We start from the raw sequence: 22,910 nt of genomic DNA, 5'->3' as shown, positions 1-22,910 counted from the left end.
ACGCGCCTACAGGTTTTGGATTCACGCCAGCGAATCGCCTCGACGCGGGGTCGCGGGGGCGGCGTTATCCAGTGCAGCCATGCGCGCCGCGGACTCGGCATCCACCGCGTGCAGCGACTTGCCGCGGGTTTCCCGGGTCAGCCCCACGGCAATGACAGAGATCAGCGAGGCACCGACCAGGTACCAGGCGATGGGCGTCGAGCTGTGGTACTTGTTGAGCAGCGTGATCGCGATCAGCGGAGCGAGGGAACCGGCGAAAATCGGCGCCACCTGGTAGCACAGCGAAAGGGCGGTGTAGCGCACGTGCGTCGGGAACATCTCGGCCATCAGCGCCGAATACGGGGCATAGGTCATCGACTCGATGGCCAGGCCCAGGGTAATGGCCGCCATGATCAGCCAGTTGTTGCCGGTGTCCATCATCGGGAAGCCGACGAACCCCCAAAATGCCGTAAGCACCGCGCCGACCAGATACACCGGTTTGCGCCCGACGATGTCCGACAGATACCCCATCAACGGGATCATGAAGAAGTGCAGCAAGTGAGCCCCGAACATCAGAAACAGAATCTCTGAAGTGTCCTTGTGCACCACCAGCTTGAGGTAGGTGATCGAGAACGTCACCACGGTGTAGTAGAGGATGTTTTCGGCAAAGCGCGCGCCGATACCCACCAGCACCGAACGCCAGTGGTGACGCAGCACCTCCACCACGCCCAATTGTTGTTGCTTGGTGTGAGCCTGACGCGCCTGGGCTTCCTTGAAGATCGGTGCGTCATCGACGCTGGTGCGAATCCAGTAGCCGATCAACACCACGACCGCCGAGAACCAGAACGCCACGCGCCAGCCCCAGGCGAGAAATTGTTGCTCCGACAGGTTCGACGACAACAGCAGCAGGGCGACGGTCGCGACCAGATTCCCGGCTGGCACACCGGCTTGCGGCCAACTGGCCCAGAAGCCCCGGCGATTGTCCGGGCAGTGTTCGGACACCAACAGAATCGCGCCGCCCCACTCACCACCAAAGGCGAAACCCTGAATCAGCCGCAACAGCACCAGCAACACCGGTGCCGCGTACCCGATCTGATCGAAGCCGGGCAGGCAACCCATCAGGAACGTGGTGATGCCGACCACCACCAGGCTCAGTTGCAGCAGGCGCTTGCGGCCGAATTTGTCACCGTAGTGACCGAACACCAGCCCCCCCAGCGGGCGGGCGAGAAAGCCCACGGCGTACAGCGCGAACGCGGCGATGATGCCGTCGACGGGGCTGTCGGTCTGGCGGAAGAACAGTTGGCCGAAGACCAGGGCCGAGGCCGTACCGTAGAGAAAGAATTCATACCACTCGGCGACCGTGCCGGCCATGGCGGCGGCCACGACGCGCTTGAGTCCGGAGGGCGAGGTTGCGCGTTGAGTGTCTTGATGATTGGGCATGCTGACGTTTCCTGTAGAGGCGCAAAAACAGGCAGCCGGGCCGGGCCTCCAAGGCCCGCCCGGCACTCACTCAGAGACCGACGTCCGGCAGCTGCGGACGGTTCGCCAGGGCTTTGGCCATGATCTGTTCGACGAACAGGCGATCTTCGTCCGGCAAGGCCAGGCGTGGCGGACGGGTCAGCGCGCTGCCGCGACCGGCAATGGCTTCACACAGTTTGATGCACTGCACCAGGTCGGCACGGGCATCCAGGTGCAGGATCGGCATCAGCCATTCGTAGATCGGCATGGCTTCGGCAAAACGCCCGGCCTTGGCCAGACGGAAAATAGTTTCACCTTCTTTCGGGAACACGTTGGACATGCCCGAGACCCAGCCTTCGGCGCCCACGGCGATGCTTTCCAGCACCACGTCGTCGAGCCCCGCGAACAACACGAAGCGGTCGCCGACTTCATTGCGCACGTCGATAAAACGGCGGGTGTCGCCGGAGGAATCCTTGAAGCACACCACGTTGTCGCAGTCGGCCAGGGAAATCAGGATGTCCGGGGTGACGTCGTTTTTGTAGATCGGCGGGTTGTTGTAGACCATCAACGGTACGTCGGCATGCTTGGCCACGTAGCGGTAGTGCTCGGCGGTTTCAAACGGCTTGGAGCTGTAGACCAGCGCCGGCATCAGCATCACGCCATCGACGCCCACCTTGCGCACGGCGTTGGCCACTTTGGCCGCTTGCACGCTGGTGAATTCGGCCACGCCACAAATCACCGGCACCCGGCCGCGAGAGGCATCGACCGCGACTTCGGTGACGGCGATTTTTTCTTCGGCGGTCAACGAGGTGTTTTCACCCACCGAACCACACACCACCAGGCCCGACACGCCATCGCGGATCACGTTGGAAATCACCTGATGGGTCTTGTCCAGGTTGATGGTGAAGTCATCGTTGAATTGAGTGGTCACCGCGGGGAAGACGCCACTCCAGTTAATACGCTTGCTCATTTGTTGCCTCCGGGTCGTTAATTGTATTTCGTATACGATATTTAAAATGAAAAGATTCGGCCAGTGCTATTTCGGTTTTTTCAGGGGATTTTGTAGCCGTTGGTCCGGGTGTTCGGGATTAAGCCCCCGGCCAGGTATCAGACAGGCGATAGCCCTGTGGCCATGGATCGCTCGGATCGAGCAGCAATTGGTGAGTACCGGTGATCCAGGCCCGCCCGGAAATGCATGGGTAGATGGCCGCGCGGCCGGCCACTTCGGTCAGCGAATCAATGCGGCAGTGGAACTCGGAACCGATGATCGAACGACCGATAAACCGTTCGCCCACCTGCATCAAGCCCTTCGCGTGCATCACGGCCATGCGCGCCGAACAGCCAGTGCCGGTAGGGGAACGGTCGATTTTGCCGGGTTGAATCACCACCGCGTTGGCGCCGGTGGCAATGCCGTTCTCATGGACGATGGGCGCCGCAATCTGGCAGAAGGAAATATGCGACCACTCCGGATTCAGCGGATGCACGAAGCCCAATTGTTCGTTGGCGGCGCGGGTGATTTTCAGCCCGACCGCGACCAGATCGGCGGCCTCGTCGGGTCGGATGGAAAAGCCCAACCCCTTGGCATCGGCGATTACGAAACTGTCGCCACCGTAGGCGGTATCGACCTTCAATGAACCGATGCCCTCGACTTCAATCCAGGCGTCCAGGCGGTCGGCGAAGGAAGGTACGTTTTTGATTTCCACCCGTTCAACCTTGCCGTCACGGCAATCGGCGACGGCCTCGATCAGCCCACCGGGGGCTTCCAGCACCAGCCGGGTTTGCGGCTCGGTCATCGGCAGGATGCCGCTGTCGAGCAACACCGTGGCCACGCACAGTGAGTTGGAACCGGACATCGGTGGCGTGTCCGCCGGTTCCATGATGATCCAGGCCATCTGCGCCCGCGGGTCCTTGGCCGGCACCAGCAGGTTGACGTGGCGAAACACGCCGCCGCGCGGTTCGTTGAGCACGAAATTGCGCAGGGTTTCGTCCTTGGCGATCCAGCGTGACTGTTCCCACACGGTGGCACCGGGGGGTGGGGCGACGCCGCCGACGATCACGTCACCGACTTCGCCTTCGGCGTGGCAGCTGACTACATGAATGACTTTTGATGAGCGCATTGCCTGCTCCTTGTTTTGTCTGTTCGGGCCCCATCGCGGGCAAGCCCGCTCCCACAGGTATCTGTGTTGGTCACCCACTTTGCGGACACCACCAAACCCTGTGCGAGCGGGCTTGCCAGCGATGGGGCCATCCGCTATTTCACCGATTTAAGAAACGCCGCCGTTTCCGCATGCACAGGATTGCCAATCACCTGATCCGGCGACCCAATCTCATGCACCAGCCCATTGCGAAAGAACGCCACCCGGTCGGACACATCGCGGGCAAAGCGAATCTCATGGGTCACCAGCACCATGGTCATGCCGTCTTCGGCGAGCATGCGCATGGTGTCCAGCACTTCGCCCACCAGTTGCGGGTCGAGGGCGGAGGTGGCTTCGTCGAACAGCATGTAGTCCGGCGACATCGCCAGCGCGCGGGCGATGGCCATGCGTTGCTGTTGACCGCCGGAGAGCTTGCCGGGGAAGGTCTTGAGCTTGTCGCCCAGGCCGACATGGGTCAGTTGTTGCACCGCCAGTTCCTCGGCTTCAGCCTTGCTTTTGCCCAGCACTTTGCGCGGCGCCAACATGACGTTTTCCAGCACCGTCAGGTGCGGAAAGGCATTCCATTGCTGGAACACGATGCCGATCTTCTGCCGCAGACGGTTGAGGTCGGTGGCGCTGTCATGAACCTCGACACCGTCCACGCGGATGTTGCCTTTCTGGATCGGCTCCAGGCCGTTGATGCACATCAGCAGCGTGGATTTGCCGGAGCCGGAGCCGCCGATGATCGACACCACCTCACCCTTGTTCACGGTCAGGTTCACGCCCTTGACCACTTCGAGGTTGCCGAACGATTTGTGTACGTTGTCGATCTCAATCATTTTCCTGCCACCTTCTTTCCAGACGAGCGCCGAGGCGAGCAACCACCAGGCTCATGACGTAGTAGATAAGGCCCGCGATGCACAGCACCAGCAACGGTTCCTGAATGCGGGTGACGATGGTTTGTGAGGCGCGCAGCAGTTCGACGATGCCGATCCACATCACCAGCGCGGTGTCTTTCATCACCCCCAGCACCAGGTTCAGCCAGCCGGGGAAGGCGACGCGCGTGGCCATCGGCAGGACGATCCAGCGCAGGTCCTGCAAGAAACTCAGGCCCAGTGAGCGACTGGCCCGGCGTACCGTGAAGGGCACCGCCAGCACGCCGCCACGCACGATCTCGGTGAAGTACGCGGCGGTGTACACGCCGAGCACGATGCAGCCGACGCTGAAGGCGCTGATGTTCAGGCCGACGATGCTTTTGAGTGAGTTGAACAGCACGAACTGGATCAACAACGGCACGCTGCGAAACACGTCCAGCACCCAGGCCAGCGGCAAACTGGCCCGTGGCAACAACGCCCGCAACAAGCCGAATAACAGCCCGGCGATGGAGCCGAGGATGATCGACCAGAACGTCAATTGCAGCGTGACCCAGGCGCCATTGAGCAGGAACATCAGGTCATTCGAGGAAAAACCGGTGGCAAACATGGACAGCTCCTCAGTAACGGAACAACCGCCAGGCCATCAGCCGGGCCGTCGCGACGATCGTCTTGGCAATCGCGTAATACAGCACCGCCGCAATCGCGAAGTATTCGAAGGTGCGGAATGTTTTGACGTTGTAGTCCTGGGTCACCCCGGTCAGGTCATTGTTCAGCCCGACGATCACCCCCAGCGACGTCATCAGCACCGCCCAGACCATTTGGTTGGTCAGCGGGTAGAACACGATGCGCAGCAGCTGCGGGACGATGATCATGCGATAGGTCTGAAAGGCGCTCATGCCCAGTGACCGTGCCGCGCGCACTTGGGTTTGCGGCACGGCCTTGAGCCCGCCGCGAAAGTTTTCCGCGAGGTAACCGGCGTTGTTGAACGTGATCCCGGCCAGCAGCGCGAGCCATGAACTGACGTGCATGCCCAGCGAGCCAAGGCCGAAATACAGGATGTAGATCTGGAACAACGACGGCGTGTTGCGGGCAATCGATACCCAGCCGTTGCCGATGCCGCGCAGCAGTGGCTGTTTGCTTTCGCGCATGACCGTCAGGGCCAGGGCGATGAGCACGCCGAAGATCATCGACAGGGCCGCGGTCTCAAACGTGACCACGGCACCGGCGAGCATGTCCGGCAAGGCGCGCAGGGCAGAGCGCCATTGAAAGGTGTAGTCAAACATGCGCAGGGCTCTCCAGTTGGGCGGCGGGTTGCAGCCAGGCCGGCAGGCGTGCGCTGGCGATGGCGTTGCACGCGGTATCGACACACTCGGCAAGGCTGGCGAAATGCACCTTGCGGCCCACCAGTCCGGGTGCGTAGTGGGCGTACTTGCCCGAGTTGGTCATCAGCGTGGTGGCGGCGGGTGGAATCACCGGCTCGCCGAGCATGCACCAGCAGGTGTCGGTGACCAGCGTGGCACCGAAGGCCTCGATCACCGCGATATGCCCGGCCTCGCGGGCCTGCTCCAGCACCGCTCGGCCGCAGGTGATGGCGAGGACGACGTCCGGGTGTTTGTGCCGACCTCGGCACAGCCGCGCCAGATGCGCGAACTCGCTGAGGGAAAAATGCGGGTTGCCCAGCGACACCACATCCACGTGGTGATTGCGGGCACTGTTGAGCTCGCGCCAACTCACCAGCAGGTCTTTCAGGCGGATTTTTTCCACGGGGATCGACGCATCTGCTTCCAGCACCTGTAAAGGGTCAATCGCCTCCGGTGTAACCCCGGCGATATGAAACAGCGGCGCCGCCGAGGTGGTGGCAAATGCGGCACCAAAGGCTTTGAGATCGTCCAGGCTCGGCTGGCGATTTTCCAGACCCAGCACCAACGGCACGCGGCTGCCGGCCAGCGCACCGATGTGATAACCGAGCAACGGGTAAAACGCATCGTCCAGCTCACCGAGTACCGGCAACTCGATCTGCAACCGCGCCTTGCGTTGCGCGTCCAGGTGGCAGCCGATCAGCGGGGCACGGCCGGTGAGGGCGATGCAAATGTCGAGGTAGTCCGGGTACTTCAGGGTGCGCGCACCGAGCACACTGTTGGCGTACACCACGGCATTCGATTCGGCCCAGACAATCTGCTCGCCGGCCTTGGGCGCACTGTCGAGCAGGTAGGGCGCGCAGGTGTAACTCAGTTGTGCGCCCATTGCCATATAGGCATCGCCCAAGGCACTGGCCGGCTCGCCGAGGGCCGGGTCGATGCCCAACTCACGCCAGCGGCGCTGGTCCACGGAAATCGAATTGAGGGTGGTCGGCACCCGCACTTTGGCTCCCCATTCCACCAACTGTTGGGCAAAGCGCAGGCTTGCAGGTCCGGTGTAGATGCAGCCATCGATGTGCGCCTGGGTGACATCCACCAGGCTTCGCGCCCCTTGCAGCTCGGCCATGCGCAGCACGATGTGCATGGCCATTTGCGCGGCTTGACCGTGCTGGCCGTCGAGCAATGCCTGATCAAACCCGGTGAGTTCGATTGAAGCACGGCTGTCGGTGGGCAACGGTTTTTCGAGTGCCTGCCAGGCATCGCCGGGCAGGTGTTCGAACAGGTTCAGCGTGTCGCCATCCACCCTGGCGAAAGGGTGATCGCGCAACGTCGCGAAGGCCTCCCGGCCGATGCACAGCACCGGCAGGGAACGGGCAAAAATGGTCTGCGCGACCAGCACGCCCAGGGTCAGGATCTCATCCGGTTCGGCCAGCACCAGTGCCGCCGGTGCATGGCCGTTGCTGATCAGTTCCATCAACACACTGCTGCCGGTGCAAGAGCCGCGTCCGCTGGGAATCGCCAGCACACACCCGGCCAGGAATTCACCGCTGAGCGGGTGGTGGCGATCGATGACCTCGCCACTGGCGGAATCAACGCCGCCCCAGAAACTCAACCCGACATCGGCGAACAACAGGGCGCCTTGAGCGGCGCCCTCGACCAGGCTGCGACCGGTCAGAGAAACAGACCTAGGCATGCCGGACACCTTAGTAGTAGACCTGTGGCACGGTCAGGTTGGCTGGCGAGATATCGGTGCCGACCCATTTGACGAACAGTTCTTTGTAACGCCCGGTGCGCACCTGTTGGTTGACGAACAGGTTGAGGTAGTTGAGCAGGCCATACTCGTTGCGCTTGGCGCCGAGGGACACGTAGTCGATGACGTACGGCGCGTTACCGGCGACTTTCAGGTTTTTGTATTTCCCCGATTTGAGGGTGGCGGCAGCGACGGTGTTGGTGACCACGGTCGCGTCGATGTGGCCTTGGGCGACGGCCAGCAGGGTGTCGTTCTGCGACTGGTAGGCCCGGAAGCTGCCGGTGCCCCAATTCTTCACGTCTTTCTCCAGGGCGATGGCTTCATAGGTGCCGCTGGTGTTACCGACGGGTTTGCCTTTGAGGTCGTCAAAGCCGTTGATGCCGGTGTCGTCGCGGGTCAGCACCACCATCTGGAACGCGAAGTAAGGCACGGTGAGGCCGACGGTCTTGGCCCGTTCGAGGGTGTCGGAGGTGGAGGCGACAATCACGTCGGCCCGCCCGGAGACCAGCGCCGGAATGCGGTCCGGGAACGGCGTCTCGACCACTTCCGCCTCGACCCCAAGGATCTTCGCCAGGTCGCGGCAATAGTCCACATCGAAACCGGCCGGGTTGTTACCGGCATCGCGGAAACCCATCGGCGGGAAGTCCAGGGTCACGGCGCAGCGCAGCTTGCCCGAACCGATGATGTCGTCGAGCTTGTCCGCCTGGGCGCTGGCGACAAAGGAGGTACTGAGAACAGCGCTGAGGGCTACGGCAAATGCGGGGTTTTTCATAGAGGCCTCGTTCGTGTGAAGTGCTGTTGAAAAATCGTATTGAGGATTTCGTATACGATATTAACAATAGCAATCAACGTGCCGATTTCCAGTCAGAACCGTGAATTTAGCGTCAGCCCTTGAAGTAGAAGGTTTGCAGTGGCACAACCCCGCGCCGGCGTTCTGCGTGCTGGTGTTACAGATGGGAGCAATGGTGGTGCGTTCGCCCCTTTAGGGAACACCGGTGACGGGCTTAACGCTGATTATCGCGGTACTGGCTCGGCGACAAACTGGTCAGTGCGCGGAACTGCCGACTGAACGCACTGTGGTCGGTGTAACCGCAGCGCAGGGCGATTTCGGTGATGGGCAGGTCGGTGCTCAATAGCAGGCGAGAACCTTCTTCCAGGCGCGCCTTGTGAATCATCTGCCGCGGTGTGAGCTGGAACACCCGCTTGCAGTGACGCTCCAGTTGCGCGACGGAATAGCCGCCAATCGCCGTCAATTCAGAGAGACTGATGGGCCGCGCGAAGTGGCTGCGGATATGCGCATCCACGGCAGCGAGCTTCACGTACGCCGGGTGAGTGGACTGGGGCGTTGGCAAATCCCGGGAGATGCCGGCGAGGCCGACGATGTGACCCTGTTCGTCGTGAAGGGCCAGTTTGTGGGTCAGGCACCAGATCGGCTGGTTGCCGAAATACAAGTGCAGTTCCAGTTGGTCGGCGAGCATCCGGCCGCTGGATAACACCCGTCGATCCTGCTCGGTGTACAGCGGCCCGAAGTGTTCCGGGAACACCTTGTCGGCGGTGAGCCCGAGCAATTGATCGCTGTGTTTAAAACCGCAACGCCGCGCCAACGTCTGGTTGACGAAGGCGTAACGGGCGTCGAGATCCTTGATGAAAAACACCACGTCCGACAGGGTGTCGAGCAGCGGCGCGATCGGCTGAAGGTTGCTTAACAGCGTCGGCAGATCGCAGGGTTTGAACGTGGTGAGTGAGGGGTACATAGCGCTGGGAGGTCCGAGGGCGACCTCCGGATCATAGAGGCTCGGTCGCATGACCGAAACCCCAGTCTCACTCATCACGCGGGCGGCGTGTCGTCCAGGCACATCAGCGTCTCGATCCGCGCCGGGCTGTAAGGTGGACGCGCCGCCGAAGGTTGCCAGCCAAACAGGTGCTCGACCGCTGCGCCGCACACTCGCCCCTGACAGGCGCCCATGCCGCAGCGGCTGGCGAGTTTGGCCGCGCGCCAGTCACTGTGTTCGGTCAGTGCGGCGTAGGGCACGTCTTCGCAGCGACAGACCAGGGTGTCGGGACGGGCCAGGGACTTGAGTTGCGGGTCGAGGGCGAAGGCCTGATTCAATGCCTTGGCGAAACCCTGCCAGCGTGCCCGGCGTGGCCACCATTGGCGGGCCTGTTCAACCTCACCCACGGCGCTGTGCCCGGCAATCGCACCTTCGGCCAGGGCCAGTTCACTGCCGCCGAACCCGGTGCATTCGCCTGCCGCGTAATGATCGGCCCGGGTGCTGGCTTGCCAGGCATCCACCTTCAACGCCTGTCCTTCGATGGCGTAACCCAATGCCTGACCCAACTGGATATTCGGGATCAGGCCGAACCCACAGGCCAGCCGATCACATTCCAGCTCGACGACTTTGCCTTGTTGTTGCAGGCGCACGCCTTCGAGTCGGTCGGTGCCAAGCGCAGCCAGCACATGAGTGCCTGCACGGTAGTGACGGTTGAACAGGCTGAACGATTGCAACCATTTCGCTGGCCAGCGTGGCAACTGCGCAGCGAAACCGACGACAGACGTTAATGAAGCCTGCTCGGCGATGCGCAGCACCGAGGCTCCGTGTTTTGTGGCAGTCGCCGCACTGGCCAATAACAATGGCCCGCTCCCGGCGATCACCACGCGTTCATCGCGCACTGACAGTCCGGATTTGATCAGTGCCTGCAAACCTCCGGCCCCGGTCACCCCAGGCAACGTCCAGCCGGGGAAGGGCAGCAATAACTCGCGGGCACCGGTACACAGGATCAATTTGTCATAGCTGATCAGCCAGCCATTTTCGTCGTCTTCGACCAGCAGTTGTTTCGGGCCGGGATTGGCAATCACCCGCGTGCCGCTGTGATGGCGGATATTGCCGTGGGACTGCAAGCGCTCACGCAACTGACGGGCCTGAGCGGGGAGGCTGGCTTGAGGGCCGTCGCGCCAGATCTGCCCGCCTGCAAACGGATTGTCGTCGAGCATGACAATGCGTGCGCCGCTGGGGGCCGCGGCCAATGCAGCGGCCATCCCGGCAGGGCCGGCACCGATGATCAACAGGTCGGCGTATTCGTTCATGGCTGTGTCTCCACCTGCATGCCGTCACGGCAAAGGGTCTGGCAAGCGAGGCGGCGGCGACCGTCGATGGTCACCCGGCATTCCTGGCAAATGCCCATGCCGCACAGCGGTGCGCGGCGTTGTCCGCTGACCGAGGTGCGACTGCAACCATTGCCGCCTAGCGCCAGGGCTGCGGCGACGCTGGTACCGTCGGCGACCGTCAGGGCATGACCGTCGAGCATCAATTCAGGCATACACAGATTCTCCGAGGAATCGCTGCGGCAGATAAGGTTGCGCGGCCAGTGGCGGGGTTTCGTTGAACAGTTGCGCGACCAGCAAATCCGCCGTGCCGGGCGCGGTGGTCACCCCCAGTCCTTCATGCCCGACCGCCAGCCACAAGCCCTGACGTTGCGGGTGCTGACCCACCAGCGGCAAACCGTCAGGGCTGGCGGCACGAAACCCGGTCCAGGCGCGGATGCCATTCAGTTGGGCCAGCCCCGGCATGTAGCCGGCCGCACGCTTGAGCATCTTCGCGAGCATCCAGCCTTCGACTTGCGGGTCAGTCGTGCCGAATTGCCGCGAGGCACCAATGAACAATTGCCCGGTCGGACGCGGTTGAATATTGCAGGCCACCGACGGGCCTTTCGCATTGTGAGCGCTGGTGACGTAGCCCAGTTCCACCAGGGTGTGGGTGACGGTAGCGGGGTAGCGATCGGTGATCAGCAAGTGACCTTTTTTCGGCTCGATGGGCAACTCGGGGCACAATTGATTGGCCTGCGTACCGTTGGCCAGCACCACGGCGTCGGCACTCAACCACTGGCCGTCCTCGAGGCGTACCCGAGGGCCATCGACCTGCGCGACGCATGCCCGGCGCTGGCGGATGTTCGTGGTGTCGAGCATCCAGTTGGCTGTGGCCGGCGCATAGAGTATGCCGTCACCCTTGATCAGCAGTCCGCCTTCAAGTCCCTCGGCCAGCTCCGGCTCACGCTGGCGCAAGGCACTGGCACCGATCAGTTCACAGGCGATTCCCTGAGCCTGCAGGTTCAGGTATTTGCTCTGGGCCACCGCCATTTCCTCGGCGTTGGCGGCCAGCCAGAGCGTGCCGTTGTTGCGGTAAGCGCAACCGTCGGGCAAGCCCGGCCCGAGCTCGCGCCAACGTTGCAGGGAGTAATCACTCAAGGCCAGTTCGGCCGGGTTGTCGTCGAGCACCAGCAAGTGCCCCATGCCCGCCGCCGTCGCGTTGTGCAGGCCGGCATCGAGCACCAGCACCTGCAAGCCACGCCGCGCCAGCGCCTGGGCGCACGCCGCGCCGATGATGCCGGCGCCGATGACGATCACATCGGCCACACGCCCCTCAATCATGGGCGAATGCCCCAGGCGAATGGATCGTCCTGTTCAATGATCAGGCGCGCTTCGGCACTGATGAAGGCGCGGCCACGGATGGTCGGGATAATGCGCTCACCTTGCCATTCGAAAGAGCCTTCGAACTCGCTGCCAATCACACTGGCCTGTCGCCAGATCTGCCCTGGCTGCAATTTGTCATCCGCCGCCATGCACGCCAGTTTGGCGCTGGTGCCGGTGCCGCACGGGGAACGGTCGTAGGCCTTGCCGGGGCAGAGTACGAAGTTACGGCTGTCGGCGTGATCGTCATCGGCGAACAGCTCGACATGGTCGATCAGGCCGCCGTCTTCACCGCGAATACCCTGGGTTTCCAGCGCTTGCTGTACGGCGTAGGTGTACGCGGTCAGCGTCTCAAGGTTGTCACCGGCCACCCGCAGGCCATGGTCGGCGATCAGGAAAAACCAGTTGCCGCCCCAGGCGACATCGCCGGTCACCTGACCGATCCCCGGTACCTGCAATGTCAGGTCCTTGCGATAACGATAAGCGGGGACATTGCGCACGCTGACCGTGTGGTCGTCGTGCAGGGTGGCCTGGACCGTGCCCACCGGCGTTTCGATGCTGTGCACGCCAGGCCCGATCTTGCCCATGTGCGCGAGCGAGGCCACCAGGCCGATGGTGCCGTGGCCGCACATGCCCAGGTAACCGCTGTTGTTGAAGAAAATCACCCCGGCACAGGCGCTCGGGTCAACCGGTTCGCAGAGCAGGGCGCCCACCAACACATCACTGCCGCGCGGTTCGAGCACGCACGCTGCACGCCATGGGTCATGCTGTTCAGCGAGGATTTTGCGCCGTTCAGCCATGCTGCCGCGGCCCAGATCAGGAAAACCGGCGGTCACCAGACGCGTCGGTTCGCCGCCGGTGTGGGAGTCGATGACGGAGATGTGTTTCATGGGAGGGCCACGTCCATTCGGTTGAGTGAACGCTAGAGTGGCCCGTGCGGTCGGGTGGCGGCTTGATGGATTTAAACTGTGCCGATGACGAAATCGGCACAGTGCCCGCAGCGATCAGTGCGCGTGGGGCAGGTGCTCGAACAGGGTTTTGCAGACCCCGGCAATGTGCTCATCCAGCAGCTTCACCGCCAGGTCCACATCCCCGGCACGGCAGGCCGCGAGGATCTCGCGGTGTTCGTGATCGGCGCGCTCCTTGCCGGCGGACAGGCTCATCTGCATGCGCAGGTAGCGCTCCAGTTTATCGTTGACCGAACGGATCAGACTCACCAGAAACGGCCGCTGCGCCGGCTCGTAAAGGCAGGAATGCAGCTCCCAGTTGAGCTCGGCCCAGCGGCCGACGTCGTCTTCGCCGATGAATTCCTGGCAGATACGCTCGGCGCGGGCGAAGGTCTCTTCGGTCATGTTGGGAATGGCCAGGCGCAACACCTTGTCTTCCAGCAACATGCGCACTTCGAACATCTGCGCCAGTTCCGCATCGGAAATCCGCGTGACCATCGCCCCGCGATTGCGCTGGAACATCACCAGCCCTTCGGCCTCCAGCCGCTTGAGCGCCTCGCGCACAGGGATTTTGCTGACGTTGAACTGCCGGGCAATGTCGTCCTGGCGAATCGGTTCATCCTCGGCAAAATGCCCGGCAACAATCGCGTCCCGCAGATGGCGGGTGATGATTTCCGAGGTCGAAGGCGTATTGCCAAGGTCGGGAGCGTTGAGTTTGGGTAGGTTCACGTCGGCAGGTCGTTTGCAGTGAGATGGGGATAGGGTATACGAAATTCCTTGGCGAACCTCGCGATCCGTTGTTTTAAACAAGAAAAATCGTCTGCGTTTAAATGACGCTTTCCGTTACTACCCGGAGGCTACAACGCCTTGCGCCATCGCCTACGGGTAAGACAGAATCGGCCGGCTTGTGTGCCCTGGCCTCGGCCTCTATTGTTTCCCTGCCACTGCCCATCAGTGGTCGGGTTTAGTCGCTCGTAGTTTCTAGTGTGCACAATCGGATAAGGCCGACGGCACGGTCACTCTTAACCGAACCACCCTCGATGACATCGCCCTGGGCAAGCTGAAATTGGGCAATCTGTCGGAAAGCGGCGAAGTGACTATCGACGGCGACAAAGCCAAATTTAAGGAAATGCTGACCAACTTCGACACCTTTGACTTCTGGTTCACCCTTTCTGAACCTTAATCCAGGCAAACCCGGACCCGTATGGAGCGCCCCAGAGTTGGGGCGTTTAGCCACGAGAATCACTTCGCCTGATTCCTCTGATTCGACGGGTAAAGACCGGCAAGCCGCGCGATCACAACGCCAACGTAAAAGACGCCAGAAAATTCTTCGATCATCACCAGTGAACGGGCGTGGTTGGTCAATGGGATAACGTCACCGTACCCGGTGGTCGTGAGCGTCGTGAAGCTAAAATAGATCAGTTTGAAAAAAGTACCGGGCTGCATGAAGTCGAGGTGGCCAGGGCCGAATGAGCCAGTATTGGATATCTCCACCAGGGCAAAGACGAAGGACCACACGAAGGCCAGCATGATGTAACCCGCCAGCGCGCCATGCAGCTTGTCGGCTGTAATTGGCCCGCGCTTGAGCACATAGCGCAGCACTGCGCTAAACGAGACGGCAAGAGACGCCGTATACGCTATCCCGGCAAGGTTAAAAATCGCGATGCTCTTGACCCACAACGACGTCCATAGAAGGCTGACCCCAAGAAACGCCAGCCCCAGCTTGAGGATTAGCCCCCATCGAGTCTGCCTGGTGGCGAAAGCGCCCACGAGCAGCACGATGGAAAACACAATGCCGAGCAACGTGCGAGCAAATATCCCTTCCTCAAGAAAGGGAAACAGCAGGATCAATCCTAATAAGAGCAGCAATAGATAAGTGCAGGGCCCTTGCCCTATTACCAGCTGAGCTAAATCTGCGTCGGACTCGTCGTTATCTTGCGAAGTGGTCATAGGGGTTTCCCAGAGTAATAACGCTCGATCCCCGACGTACTACTCACCTGCCTGAGCCCAAGCGGGTGCAATCACGGCCGGGTCGCCAACACATCCACCCGCCCAAGCTTTGCGGGTTTTGACCAGCATCAATGATCACGATTGGCCAGCCGTGCAACCCATGGGTTGGCACTCAAACCATGTAACAACACGCTGAGTAAAACGGTACAGACAGCAGTAGCCACCACCGTACGACTGGCTTGTAGGGGGGAGGCCAATATCATGACGGCGAAGACAATGCTGGCCAGACCTCGCGGGCCGAACCAGCCGATGAAGAGGCGGGTTTCGAAATCGAAGCGGGTTCCCACCAGACTGATCAGCACAGGCAGGATGCGAATCACAGTCAGGCTGAGCACCGAATAAATCCAGATGTTCAGGGTGAGACTGCTCCAGGCCCAAGGAATCACCAGTGCGCCAAACACGACCCAGGTAATGACCGATAACAGGCTGGCAAACTCTTCGCTGGCCTTGAGAATCTGGTGCTTTTGTTCGGTAAACAGAAAACTTGCGAGCAACCCTCCGACGAACGCGGCGATGAACCCGCTACCACCGAGTGTTTGTGCTGTGGCAAAGCACAGAATGGCGAGACCGGGCAGAGTCAGCTGTGACCACATGGGCGTTTGCCAGTGATGTTTTGCGGAGTAGCGCTGCAACTGCCAGGCAATGAGCGTCAGAGCAATACCGCTGAATGCGCCGATGCCCAGCTCCTCGATCACTAACTCCAACGCCAGTAAGACAGGGGACTGTGTCGATTGCTCGACCAGCAATGCCACAAACATGAGCAACACGGGGACGCAAATCCCATCATTCAACCCGCTCTCGACGTTTAAGCCTTCACGCACGGGTGCCGGAACCTTGGGGTTGCTCACGACAGCCTTGCCTAGTGCAGCATCGGTGGGAGCCAGAAGGGTTGCCAGTATTGCCAGTTCCAACGGTGGGACCTGTGGGAACAACCAGAGGCCGACCAGCCAACCCCCCGCGATGGTCAGTGGCAGCCCGATCATCAGCAAGCGCAGCGGAAGTCCTTCATTGGCCCGCAAGACCTTCAGGTCGGCGTTGGCCGCATCGCTGAACAGCACAATCGCCAGCGTCAGCTCGGCCAGGAACTTGAGGCCATCCCTGTCAATCCGGGGTTGCAGAATGCCCAGAAATGCCGGGCCCAGAATTAGACCGGCCAGCATGAACATAAGCGGGCCATTGAGCAGACGTGACTCGAAGCGCCCCGCAAATATGCTGTAGGTCAGGAGAAAGGCGGCCAGTAGCGCTAAGTTCTGATACATCAATGACCTGCCTGTTCAGGGTGGGCAGTTAGAACACGCAGCCTTGAGGTAAAAGCTTGAAGGGGGCGGGCTTCAGGCGTGGCTGATGGTGCCTGATGTGGCGTGTGGTAAGCATAGGTGGTCGCCCTTTGAATGCGCATCTCAATGCGCTGTTCACCGCAACAACAGACGAACGGAAACGCCCACCTGGCTCCAGCAGGATGGATCGATCTCGATCAGAGAAAAAGCAGAGAAAAAGGGGACGGGTTTATTTTTCAAAAGGTGACGGAACAATAAATCCGTCTCCTTTTAACAATTCTTTAAGTCCCCTGATTAAGTCGGATTTTGAAACGACACCGCCTACTCCGAATCTGCAGTCACTTCCTTCCAGCTGTCATCCGGATCAAAGCGTTTCATTGCCTTCGCCACTTTTTCACTGTCAGGCCCCAGGTCTTTCTCGAACACCTGTCCTTCATGACTGATCATGAAGCTCATCACGCCGGTGTCATTGTATTTTTCTGGCCAGGCGATCAGTGCAAAGCCTCGGCTCATCTTGTCGCCGATAAGGTAGCTGTAGGCGCCACCGGGTGCTGAAGGACCCTGGCCATTGAGAATGCGGAAGTGGTAGCCATGCCAGCCTTCGCCGGCAATGGTTTTGCCGAACTCAGGGCCTAGCGGGCTGATCTGGCCGCTGTCGTCGTCCGCCCAATAGAGTCCGTCATGGGTGCCGGGGGTGCTGAAAATATTCTGCGCATACTCCAGCGCGCCATCACCGTCACGATCCACTGAGGCGTAGTCCATCTGGGCGTCGTGATAGGCCAGCGCCGCTTGCACCGCGGCCAGTTCGTTGCGTCCAATTTGACGTGCCCGGACCTCGGCACTGCCGGCCTTGATGTCGAAGCGCCAACCGTTGGTGGTTTTCACGATGGGAATCGGCAGTGTCCAGTGGTTGCTGCCGACCGACAGAATCGCGGTGCGGTCGTTGGTTTTTTCGATGTGGTTTTCTTCGTGGTACTGCTTTAGAAACGCCTCCACGTCTTTACGCTCTGCGCCTTCGCGAGGGATGAAACTGCGCCATTCCTTACCCAGCAACTCGGTCAGGCGTTCGTGATCGGCGTGTGTCGTACCCAGTGCTTCGACGAACGCTTGAGCGGCTTTTTCCGGGGTTGGGAATTCCTGCTGTGCTGTCGCCATGCACGACCACGCCAAACCGGCGGTTATCGCCAAGGCCTGAAGAAGCACACCCAGGCGTGCCTTCAATTGAGGATAGTTATTCAACGACGGCCACCCCTTTGACTTTGACGCGCTGGTGGATTGGACGGCCGACTGACCTGATGGCCGGCGGCTCGCGAGGCACTGGGGCGCTGGGCGGATGCCTGGCTGGCCCGGCCACGACTGGCTTGTGCGTTGACCTGGGACGGAGAGCGCGCGCCGGCGAAGGCATTGTTGCGGGCACTGCCCTTGCTGGCGGCTGTCGTGGAAGGCCGGTTTTGCGTCGATTGACGCGCCTGCGCGTTGCCCTGTCGCTGATTTGTCTGAGCGGTCTGTTTTCTCGGCTGCTGATTCGCCTGATTGTTTCGGGCAGTCCCTTGGCTTCTGTCCGCAGCCTTGGCTCTGTCAGCGGCCTTCTGTCTATCCGCGGTGTTTTGTCTGTCGGAGGTCTGCGCTCTATTGGCCGTGTTCGGTCTGTCCGTACCGGCTTGCATCCGATTGCTGGCGTTAGCTCTGGAAGCATCACGCGCTTGATCACGGGCTTCGCGATTGCTGGTAGGAGGGCGTTCGATACCGGCCCTGTCCATTGAGGTGCGGGCGTTTTCGCGGGCCTGGGCGCGCTGGGCATTGTCCCCTCGATAGGCCTGACGCTGACTGGCACCGTCCAGTTGGCGGCCGTATTGCTCGCGGCTTCGGTTATCGCGATAGGGAACGCCATTGCGGTGCGCGGCGTTGTGCTCCCACTTGTTCTGATTCACGTTGATGCGGTTGTTGCCATTGATGTTGTTGTAGCGTTCAACGTCGATGTCGACGTCGTTGTCGTTCCAGTCACATTCACCCCACAACGCACCGACGATGGCCACACCGGTACCAAACGCCAGCCCGGCCATCAAGGCCTGGCCAGGGTAATAGGCGGGCGGCGGTGGGTAGTACGCTGGCGGCGAGGCCGGATACGGCCAAGTGCCGTAGGCAGTTGTCGGGTTATACGTGGGGACGTACACCACCTGTGGATCGGCGGGTTGAATAATGATGGTGGAGCTGCTGCTGGCAGGGGGCGCAGCTGCGGGCGCGGATTGCGCTGCGGGTGCGGGTGCGGGTGCAGGATTATTCTGAATGGTCACGTTCTGATACTGGTTGCTCTGCAGGTTGCCTGCTTCCTGGGCCTGACGACGCAAACGTTGCACCCCGTTCATGACATCGTCGGGCTGCGCGAGGAAGGCATCACCCAGGCGTTGCACCCAGACGGGATCCTGCCCCAGCGTTGCCAACACCTGCGGGAAGGCGACAAGTGCCTGCACACTTGGGTCCCAGGGTTGGCTCGCCACCTGTTTGACCGCATCGTCGCCCTTGGCGTCCGGATGGGCTTTGGACCAGGTGACTGCTTCGGCGACCTCTCCGGGATACGTGGAGGCCATCAGTACCTGGGCCAGCAGTGGATCGGGATACAGCGCAATGGGCGCCAGCATTTGATCCAGCTGTTCCTGGGTAAACACGGGGTCTTTGGCAGGCGGCGTGACGGGAGCGGGGACCGGTGCCGTAGCGGCAGCGTTTGCCGGCGCAGGTGCGGTCGCACCTGCAATGCAGTTAGACCCGCTCAACAATAGGACAGCCGACAGCGCGTAAAATACTGGAATGCGCATTGCAACTCCCTGTAGTCAGGCAGGTTTGAAATAAGTGAATCAATGCCCCGGAAGTAGAAGCCGACAGTGCAAGCCTCAGGTCCTGACTTCGACGCCGCTCACTAAGCGTAGCAAACAAAAAATATCTGCCATTTATTTACGTTCACCCGGCCTGGCGCCACCACTGGCATCGGTTTCGTGCTCGTCTGCGAACGCCATGAGCACCTCTAGATCGAGCACGTCCAGCTGAATCCGAGTGATAAAGGCCGAGAAGGCGAGGTTGGCGGCGAGCAGGCGCAGATCGCTGGCCCAGGCTGGCAGATGGACCGGCGCCGTGAGCCAGCCGGAGTCGAACAGCGGCGCCAGGCGTACGGTATCCCCCAGGCTGAGGCGCCCGGCAAACAAATGGCCGACCAGCTCCGGCCGGTTGTCGCGGATCGCGATGCGCAGCAGGGTGTGCACGCCGAGCAAGCCGGTCAGGTACGCGGCATCCTTGGTGAACGCCGAACCGCCCCGCAGATCGGCGCCGCGGAATACCCGTTGGGTCGAGCGAAACGACTCCTCTTGCGACTGGCCTGCCGCCAGAAAACCTTCGAACACCTGAATGAAGTCGGCGCCATCCAGCGCTTGCTGGACCGCGAGCACGCGCAGGGCCAGGCGACGCAAACGGTTGATGTCCATGCTGCCGGTAAACAGCTCGGCCAGGGTGGCAATACCCTCCTGAGTCTGGGTTGTGCGTGGCGCGCCCAGGCCGAGGCTTTTGAGGTTGGGTTGGAGCGCGCCGTTTTGCGCCGTGGCGATATGCACGAACGCCTCGTGCTGCAGCAACTGGTTCTTGTCCAGTTCCGAGAACAGCGCGCTGGCACGCAGGCGGATGCGGCTCGCCCCGGCGATGGCTTTGGCGGCCAGGGTCGGATCGAGCACGACCGTGATCCGCCCCTCGCCGAAGAAACGGTCCAGTTCCGGCTGCATCCAGGCAGCGAAGGCCTGGGCCGGGATCTCGGCCGGGCTCGGTGGAATCCGCGTGCCGCCGAGCAGGGCGTCGGTGGTGTTGAGGAAAAACCGGGCGGCGTCGAGCATGCTCAGCTTCAGACGGTGGTAATAAAAGTCCGGACGCCGGTACAGCGCTGACGAATAGTCGGTGAATGCTGGCGAAGCCTGCGTCCGGCTGCTACAGAGTGCGATTTCGCTCATAGGCAATCGTGTTGCTTTGGAGACTCGCGCACACCGGCAGCGACAATTTTTTTTGTCACTACAATGAAGTGAAATCGAAAAAGAGCGCCGCCTGAAAGCGCTGTGCTCTGGCCTTTGAAAGCTTGCACCGCACAGGACTTTTCAGCGAGGTAGGACGCATGCCGAACACAGGGGAACAAAAGCGGGCACGGATACTCGACCCCGTTGATCGTGTTACAGAAGTGATTTTCGGCTTGCTCATGGCGATGACGTTCACCGGAACGATCAGCGTGGCGACGTCGGGCCAGGAGGCGGAACGGACAATGATGTTCGCCGCACTCGGTTGCAACCTGGCCTGGGGACTCGCGGACGCGGTGATGTATCTGTTGCGGGCCTTGATCGACCGCACGCGCAAAAGCACCTTGTACGAAAAGCTCGGCGGGGCAGACGCGGCCACCGGCCAGACGCTGGTGGCGGCTGCATTGCCGTCGCACCTGGCGGCAGCGGCCAAGCCCGAGACCCTGGAGTTGTTACGCAGCCGTCTGGTCCAGTACCCGGCCACGTCGGTCCGGTCGGGCCTCGGCTTGGATGACTTCAAGGGGGCGCTGGGCGTTTTTCTGTTGGTGGTGGCCTCGACCTTTCCGTTGGTCGTGCCTTTCCTGTTACTCGAAGACACGGCGCTCGCCGTTCGCTTGTCCAACCTGGTCGGCCTCGCCGTGCTGTTCATCGCCGGTTGGATGCTGGCACGATACGCCGGTGCAAAGCCGTGGCAGGGCGGCCTGGCAATGGCGCTCACTGGCGCTGTGCTGATCGTTGCGATCATCGCTCTCGGTGGTTGAAAACAGAGGAGGAAGCCATCAATAGGCGCTGCCTCCCATGCCAACATGCGCTGTACACCAAGGGGTTACAGTTCTATGAGCGATTCAGATTCTCCACCTTCCGCCCCGGAGCCGGGGCGCATTGCCCGCCGCGTTGCAGGCACCGATCAGAGCTTGCTGGTGCGCTGGCTGCCGGGGCTGAACACCCTGCGCCACTATCAGATTGCGTGGCTGCGAAATGACATTGTGGCCGGACTCGTCCTGACCACGATGCTGGTGCCTGTCGGTATCGCCTACGCGGTGGCCTCAGGTGTGCCCGGCATCTATGGCCTCTACGCGACGATCATCCCGCTGCTCGCCTATGCGTTATTCGGGCCCAGCCGGATTCTGGTGCTGGGGCCGGATTCCTCCCTGGCGGCAGTCATCCTGGCGGTGATCCTGCCACTGTCCGGTGGCGATCCGTATCGCGCCGTTGCCCTGGCGGGGATGATGGCAATCGTGTCAGGGGTGGTCTGCATCCTGGCCGGCATCGCGCGCCTGGGCTTCATCACCGAACTGCTCTCCAAACCGATCCGCTACGGGTACATGAACGGTATCGCGCTGACCGTACTGATCAGCCAGTTGCCCAAGTTTTTCGGCTTCAAGATCGAGTCCGACGGACCGCTGAGAAACATATGGGCGATCTTCACCGCCGTGCTGCATGGAAAAACCAACTGGGTCACCTGCGCGGTCGGCGCTGCCACCCTGGTGGTAATCCTGTTGCTCAAGGGGCACAAACGCATTCCGGGTATTTTGATTGCCGTGGCAGGGGCAACCATCGCCGTCGGTGTGCTGGACCTTGCCACGAAATACGGCATATCGGTGCTCGGTGAACTTCCACAAGGCATGCCCGCGTTCGCCATTCCCTGGATCACTTCCGCCGATATGGTTCCGGTCCTGATCGGTGGTTGCGCCGTCGCGCTGGTTTCGTTCGCGGACACCAGTGTTCTTTCGCGTGTCTATGCCGCGCGTTCGCGCACCTACGTCGATCCGAACCAGGAGATGGTCGGGCTCGGCGTCGCCAACCTGGCGGCCGGTTTTTTCCAGGGTTTTCCCATCAGCAGCAGTTCGTCACGCACTCCGGTGGCCGAGGCCGCCGGCGCCAAAACCCAATTGTCCGGTGTCGTCGGCGCGCTGGCGGTGGCGTTGCTGCTGATGGTGGCGCCGAACCTGTTGCAGGACCTGCCCAACAGCGCGCTGGCGGCGGTAGTCATCGCTTCGGCCATCGGCTTGATTGAGATCACTGATCTGCGGCGTATCTATCGCATTCAGCGCTGGGAGTTCTGGCTGTCCATCGCCTGCACCGTCGGCGTCGCGGTGTTCGGCGCCATCGAGGGTATTGGCCTGGCCATCCTGCTGGCGGTGATCGAATTCCTCTGGGATGGCTGGCGGCCGTACTCCGCCGTATTGGGACGTGCCGAAGGGGTCCAGGGTTACCACGACCTCAAGCGTTTTCCCAATGCCCGGCTCATCCCCGGCCTGGTCCTGTTTCGCTGGGACGCCCCGTTGTTTTTCGCGAATGCCGAACTGTTTAACGACCGGGTACTGGACGCCGTGGCGGCATCACCTACGCCCGTGCGTTGGGTGGTCGTGGCGGCGGAACCGATGACCAGCGTCGACGTGACGTCTGCCGACATGTTGGCCGAACTGGACGAAACCTTGCGCGCAGCAGGCATCGAATTGTGTCTGGCCGAGATGAAAGACCCGGTCAAGGACAAACTGAAGCGGTTCGGGCTGTTCTCGCAGTTTGGCGAAACGGCGTTTTTTCCAACGGTAGACACGGCCGTCGACAGCTACCTCGCGATGTACCCCGCCAACTGAGTGGACGACTAAA

The 22,910-nt window shown here is 61.4% G+C and carries 20 protein-coding genes and 2 pseudogenes; 3 read left to right on the top strand and 19 right to left on the bottom strand.

Annotated features, from left to right (window positions below; translation table 11 throughout):
• Positions 1 to 21 precede the first annotated feature (21 nt).
• From abaF to D882_RS0119500, 14 genes are all read right to left on the bottom strand, one after another.
• The gene (gene abaF / locus D882_RS0119565; protein WP_027924794.1) at positions 22 to 1,419 is read right to left on the bottom strand and encodes a fosfomycin efflux MFS transporter AbaF; all 1,398 of its coding nucleotides are present in this window, start codon (positions 1,417 to 1,419) and stop codon (positions 22 to 24) included.
• A 70-nt stretch (positions 1,420 to 1,489) separates the two neighbouring features.
• Positions 1,490 to 2,407 (bottom strand): dihydrodipicolinate synthase family protein, encoded by a 918-nt coding sequence (locus D882_RS0119560; protein ID WP_027924793.1) that lies wholly within the window; start codon positions 2,405 to 2,407, stop codon positions 1,490 to 1,492.
• A 118-nt stretch (positions 2,408 to 2,525) separates the two neighbouring features.
• Positions 2,526 to 3,554: a proline racemase family protein gene (locus tag D882_RS0119555; protein WP_027924792.1), complete on the bottom strand. Its 1,029-nt coding sequence runs from the start codon at positions 3,552 to 3,554 to the stop codon at positions 2,526 to 2,528.
• Positions 3,555 to 3,688: 134 nt separating this feature from the next.
• Positions 3,689 to 4,411: an amino acid ABC transporter ATP-binding protein gene (locus D882_RS0119550; RefSeq protein ID WP_027924791.1), complete on the bottom strand. Its 723-nt coding sequence runs from the start codon at positions 4,409 to 4,411 to the stop codon at positions 3,689 to 3,691.
• Positions 4,404 to 5,054 carry an amino acid ABC transporter permease gene (locus D882_RS0119545; protein WP_027924790.1) on the bottom strand — a complete coding sequence of 217 codons (651 nt, stop codon included), beginning with the start codon at positions 5,052 to 5,054 and terminating at the stop codon, positions 4,404 to 4,406. The genes D882_RS0119550 and D882_RS0119545 overlap by 8 nt, the downstream gene beginning before the upstream one ends.
• Positions 5,055 to 5,064: 10 nt before the next feature.
• Positions 5,065 to 5,730, bottom strand: a complete 666-nt coding sequence (locus D882_RS0119540) for an amino acid ABC transporter permease (RefSeq protein WP_027924789.1) — start codon at positions 5,728 to 5,730, stop codon at positions 5,065 to 5,067.
• Complete coding sequence (locus tag D882_RS0119535) at positions 5,723 to 7,498, bottom strand: aconitase X (protein ID WP_027924788.1); 1,776 nt, start codon at positions 7,496 to 7,498, stop codon at positions 5,723 to 5,725. Before D882_RS0119535 ends, D882_RS0119540 begins: the two co-directional genes overlap by 8 nt.
• 10 nt (positions 7,499 to 7,508) lie before the next feature.
• Complete coding sequence (locus tag D882_RS0119530; protein ID WP_027924787.1) at positions 7,509 to 8,327, bottom strand: transporter substrate-binding domain-containing protein; 819 nt, start codon at positions 8,325 to 8,327, stop codon at positions 7,509 to 7,511.
• Between the two features lie 232 nt (positions 8,328 to 8,559).
• Positions 8,560 to 9,309, bottom strand: coding sequence for an AraC family transcriptional regulator (locus D882_RS0119525; protein WP_027924786.1), 750 nt, complete (start codon positions 9,307 to 9,309; stop codon positions 8,560 to 8,562).
• Between the two features lie 74 nt (positions 9,310 to 9,383).
• The gene (locus D882_RS0119520; protein ID WP_027924785.1) at positions 9,384 to 10,640 is read right to left on the bottom strand and encodes an FAD/NAD(P)-binding oxidoreductase; all 1,257 of its coding nucleotides are present in this window, start codon (positions 10,638 to 10,640) and stop codon (positions 9,384 to 9,386) included.
• Positions 10,637 to 10,873 (bottom strand): (2Fe-2S)-binding protein, encoded by a 237-nt coding sequence (locus D882_RS0119515; protein WP_027924784.1) that lies wholly within the window; start codon positions 10,871 to 10,873, stop codon positions 10,637 to 10,639. Before D882_RS0119515 ends, D882_RS0119520 begins: the two co-directional genes overlap by 4 nt.
• The gene (locus D882_RS0119510; protein WP_027924783.1) at positions 10,866 to 11,981 is read right to left on the bottom strand and encodes an FAD-binding oxidoreductase; all 1,116 of its coding nucleotides are present in this window, start codon (positions 11,979 to 11,981) and stop codon (positions 10,866 to 10,868) included. The genes D882_RS0119515 and D882_RS0119510 overlap by 8 nt, the downstream gene beginning before the upstream one ends.
• Positions 11,978 to 12,910 carry a 4-hydroxyproline epimerase gene (locus tag D882_RS0119505; protein ID WP_027924782.1) on the bottom strand — a complete coding sequence of 311 codons (933 nt, stop codon included), beginning with the start codon at positions 12,908 to 12,910 and terminating at the stop codon, positions 11,978 to 11,980. The genes D882_RS0119510 and D882_RS0119505 overlap by 4 nt, the downstream gene beginning before the upstream one ends.
• A 114-nt stretch (positions 12,911 to 13,024) precedes the next feature.
• Positions 13,025 to 13,696, bottom strand: coding sequence for a GntR family transcriptional regulator (locus D882_RS0119500; protein ID WP_027924781.1), 672 nt, complete (start codon positions 13,694 to 13,696; stop codon positions 13,025 to 13,027).
• Between the two features lie 274 nt (positions 13,697 to 13,970).
• Between D882_RS0119500 and D882_RS1000000132160 the strand changes: the two are divergent.
• Positions 13,971 to 14,150 (top strand): annotated as a pseudogene (locus tag D882_RS1000000132160) (alkyl sulfatase C-terminal domain-containing protein); the annotation flags it as partial.
• A gap of 59 nt (positions 14,151 to 14,209) precedes the next feature.
• Here the strand turns inward: D882_RS1000000132160 and D882_RS0119490 are convergent.
• From D882_RS0119490 to D882_RS01000000131265, 5 genes and pseudogenes are all read right to left on the bottom strand, one after another.
• Positions 14,210 to 14,917 (bottom strand): potassium channel family protein, encoded by a 708-nt coding sequence (locus D882_RS0119490; protein WP_027924780.1) that lies wholly within the window; start codon positions 14,915 to 14,917, stop codon positions 14,210 to 14,212.
• 128 nt (positions 14,918 to 15,045) lie between these two features.
• A complete protein-coding gene (locus D882_RS0119485; protein ID WP_027924779.1) occupies positions 15,046 to 16,236 on the bottom strand; it encodes a sodium:proton antiporter in 1,191 nt (396 codons plus the stop codon).
• A gap of 339 nt (positions 16,237 to 16,575) precedes the next feature.
• Positions 16,576 to 17,409, bottom strand: a complete 834-nt coding sequence (locus D882_RS0119480; protein WP_371258954.1) for a DUF2950 domain-containing protein — start codon at positions 17,407 to 17,409, stop codon at positions 16,576 to 16,578.
• Between the two features lie 80 nt (positions 17,410 to 17,489).
• Positions 17,490 to 19,067: a DUF3300 domain-containing protein gene (locus tag D882_RS0119475; RefSeq protein WP_027924777.1), complete on the bottom strand. Its 1,578-nt coding sequence runs from the start codon at positions 19,065 to 19,067 to the stop codon at positions 17,490 to 17,492.
• 132 nt (positions 19,068 to 19,199) lie between these two features.
• A pseudogene (locus D882_RS01000000131265) lies at positions 19,200 to 20,201 on the bottom strand (tyrosine/phenylalanine carboxypeptidase domain-containing protein); the annotation flags it as partial.
• A gap of 197 nt (positions 20,202 to 20,398) precedes the next feature.
• On the opposite strand from D882_RS01000000131265, the gene D882_RS0119465 reads away from it, so the two are divergent.
• On the top strand, positions 20,399 to 21,058 hold the full coding sequence (locus tag D882_RS0119465; RefSeq protein ID WP_027924776.1) for a membrane protein: 660 nt from the start codon (positions 20,399 to 20,401) through the stop codon (positions 21,056 to 21,058).
• Between the two features lie 75 nt (positions 21,059 to 21,133).
• Positions 21,134 to 22,897, top strand: a complete 1,764-nt coding sequence (locus tag D882_RS0119460; protein ID WP_027924775.1) for a SulP family inorganic anion transporter — start codon at positions 21,134 to 21,136, stop codon at positions 22,895 to 22,897.
• Positions 22,898 to 22,910 lie beyond the last annotated feature (13 nt).

This window comes from Pseudomonas sp. URMO17WK12:I12 (assembly GCF_000514395.1).
Classification (GTDB): domain Bacteria; phylum Pseudomonadota; class Gammaproteobacteria; order Pseudomonadales; family Pseudomonadaceae; genus Aquipseudomonas; species Aquipseudomonas mucoides.
Note: the sequence above shows the minus strand (reverse complement) of the source record. Positions and strands in the feature narration are given on the sequence as shown.

What these genes read in the sequence shown, in the direction of transcription:
- abaF (WP_027924794.1), bottom strand. Translation starts at nt 1,419, where the DNA reads ATGCCCAATCATCAAGACACTCAACGCGCAACCTCGCCCTCCGGACTC.
- D882_RS0119560 (WP_027924793.1), bottom strand. Translation starts at nt 2,407, where the DNA reads ATGAGCAAGCGTATTAACTGGAGTGGCGTCTTCCCCGCGGTGACCACT.
- D882_RS0119555 (WP_027924792.1), bottom strand. Translation starts at nt 3,554, where the DNA reads ATGCGCTCATCAAAAGTCATTCATGTAGTCAGCTGCCACGCCGAAGGC.
- D882_RS0119550 (WP_027924791.1), bottom strand. Translation starts at nt 4,411, where the DNA reads ATGATTGAGATCGACAACGTACACAAATCGTTCGGCAACCTCGAAGTG.
- D882_RS0119545 (WP_027924790.1), bottom strand. Translation starts at nt 5,054, where the DNA reads ATGTTTGCCACCGGTTTTTCCTCGAATGACCTGATGTTCCTGCTCAAT.
- D882_RS0119540 (WP_027924789.1), bottom strand. Translation starts at nt 5,730, where the DNA reads ATGTTTGACTACACCTTTCAATGGCGCTCTGCCCTGCGCGCCTTGCCG.
- D882_RS0119535 (WP_027924788.1), bottom strand. Translation starts at nt 7,498, where the DNA reads ATGCCTAGGTCTGTTTCTCTGACCGGTCGCAGCCTGGTCGAGGGCGCC.
- D882_RS0119530 (WP_027924787.1), bottom strand. Translation starts at nt 8,327, where the DNA reads ATGAAAAACCCCGCATTTGCCGTAGCCCTCAGCGCTGTTCTCAGTACC.
- D882_RS0119525 (WP_027924786.1), bottom strand. Translation starts at nt 9,309, where the DNA reads ATGTACCCCTCACTCACCACGTTCAAACCCTGCGATCTGCCGACGCTG.
- D882_RS0119520 (WP_027924785.1), bottom strand. Translation starts at nt 10,640, where the DNA reads ATGAACGAATACGCCGACCTGTTGATCATCGGTGCCGGCCCTGCCGGG.
- D882_RS0119515 (WP_027924784.1), bottom strand. Translation starts at nt 10,873, where the DNA reads ATGCCTGAATTGATGCTCGACGGTCATGCCCTGACGGTCGCCGACGGT.
- D882_RS0119510 (WP_027924783.1), bottom strand. Translation starts at nt 11,981, where the DNA reads ATGATTGAGGGGCGTGTGGCCGATGTGATCGTCATCGGCGCCGGCATC.
- D882_RS0119505 (WP_027924782.1), bottom strand. Translation starts at nt 12,910, where the DNA reads ATGAAACACATCTCCGTCATCGACTCCCACACCGGCGGCGAACCGACG.
- D882_RS0119490 (WP_027924780.1), bottom strand. Translation starts at nt 14,917, where the DNA reads ATGACCACTTCGCAAGATAACGACGAGTCCGACGCAGATTTAGCTCAG.
- D882_RS0119485 (WP_027924779.1), bottom strand. Translation starts at nt 16,236, where the DNA reads ATGTATCAGAACTTAGCGCTACTGGCCGCCTTTCTCCTGACCTACAGC.
- D882_RS0119480 (WP_371258954.1), bottom strand. Translation starts at nt 17,409, where the DNA reads ATGGCGACAGCACAGCAGGAATTCCCAACCCCGGAAAAAGCCGCTCAA.
- D882_RS0119475 (WP_027924777.1), bottom strand. Translation starts at nt 19,067, where the DNA reads ATGCGCATTCCAGTATTTTACGCGCTGTCGGCTGTCCTATTGTTGAGC.
- D882_RS0119465 (WP_027924776.1), top strand. Translation starts at nt 20,399, where the DNA reads ATGCCGAACACAGGGGAACAAAAGCGGGCACGGATACTCGACCCCGTT.
- D882_RS0119460 (WP_027924775.1), top strand. Translation starts at nt 21,134, where the DNA reads ATGAGCGATTCAGATTCTCCACCTTCCGCCCCGGAGCCGGGGCGCATT.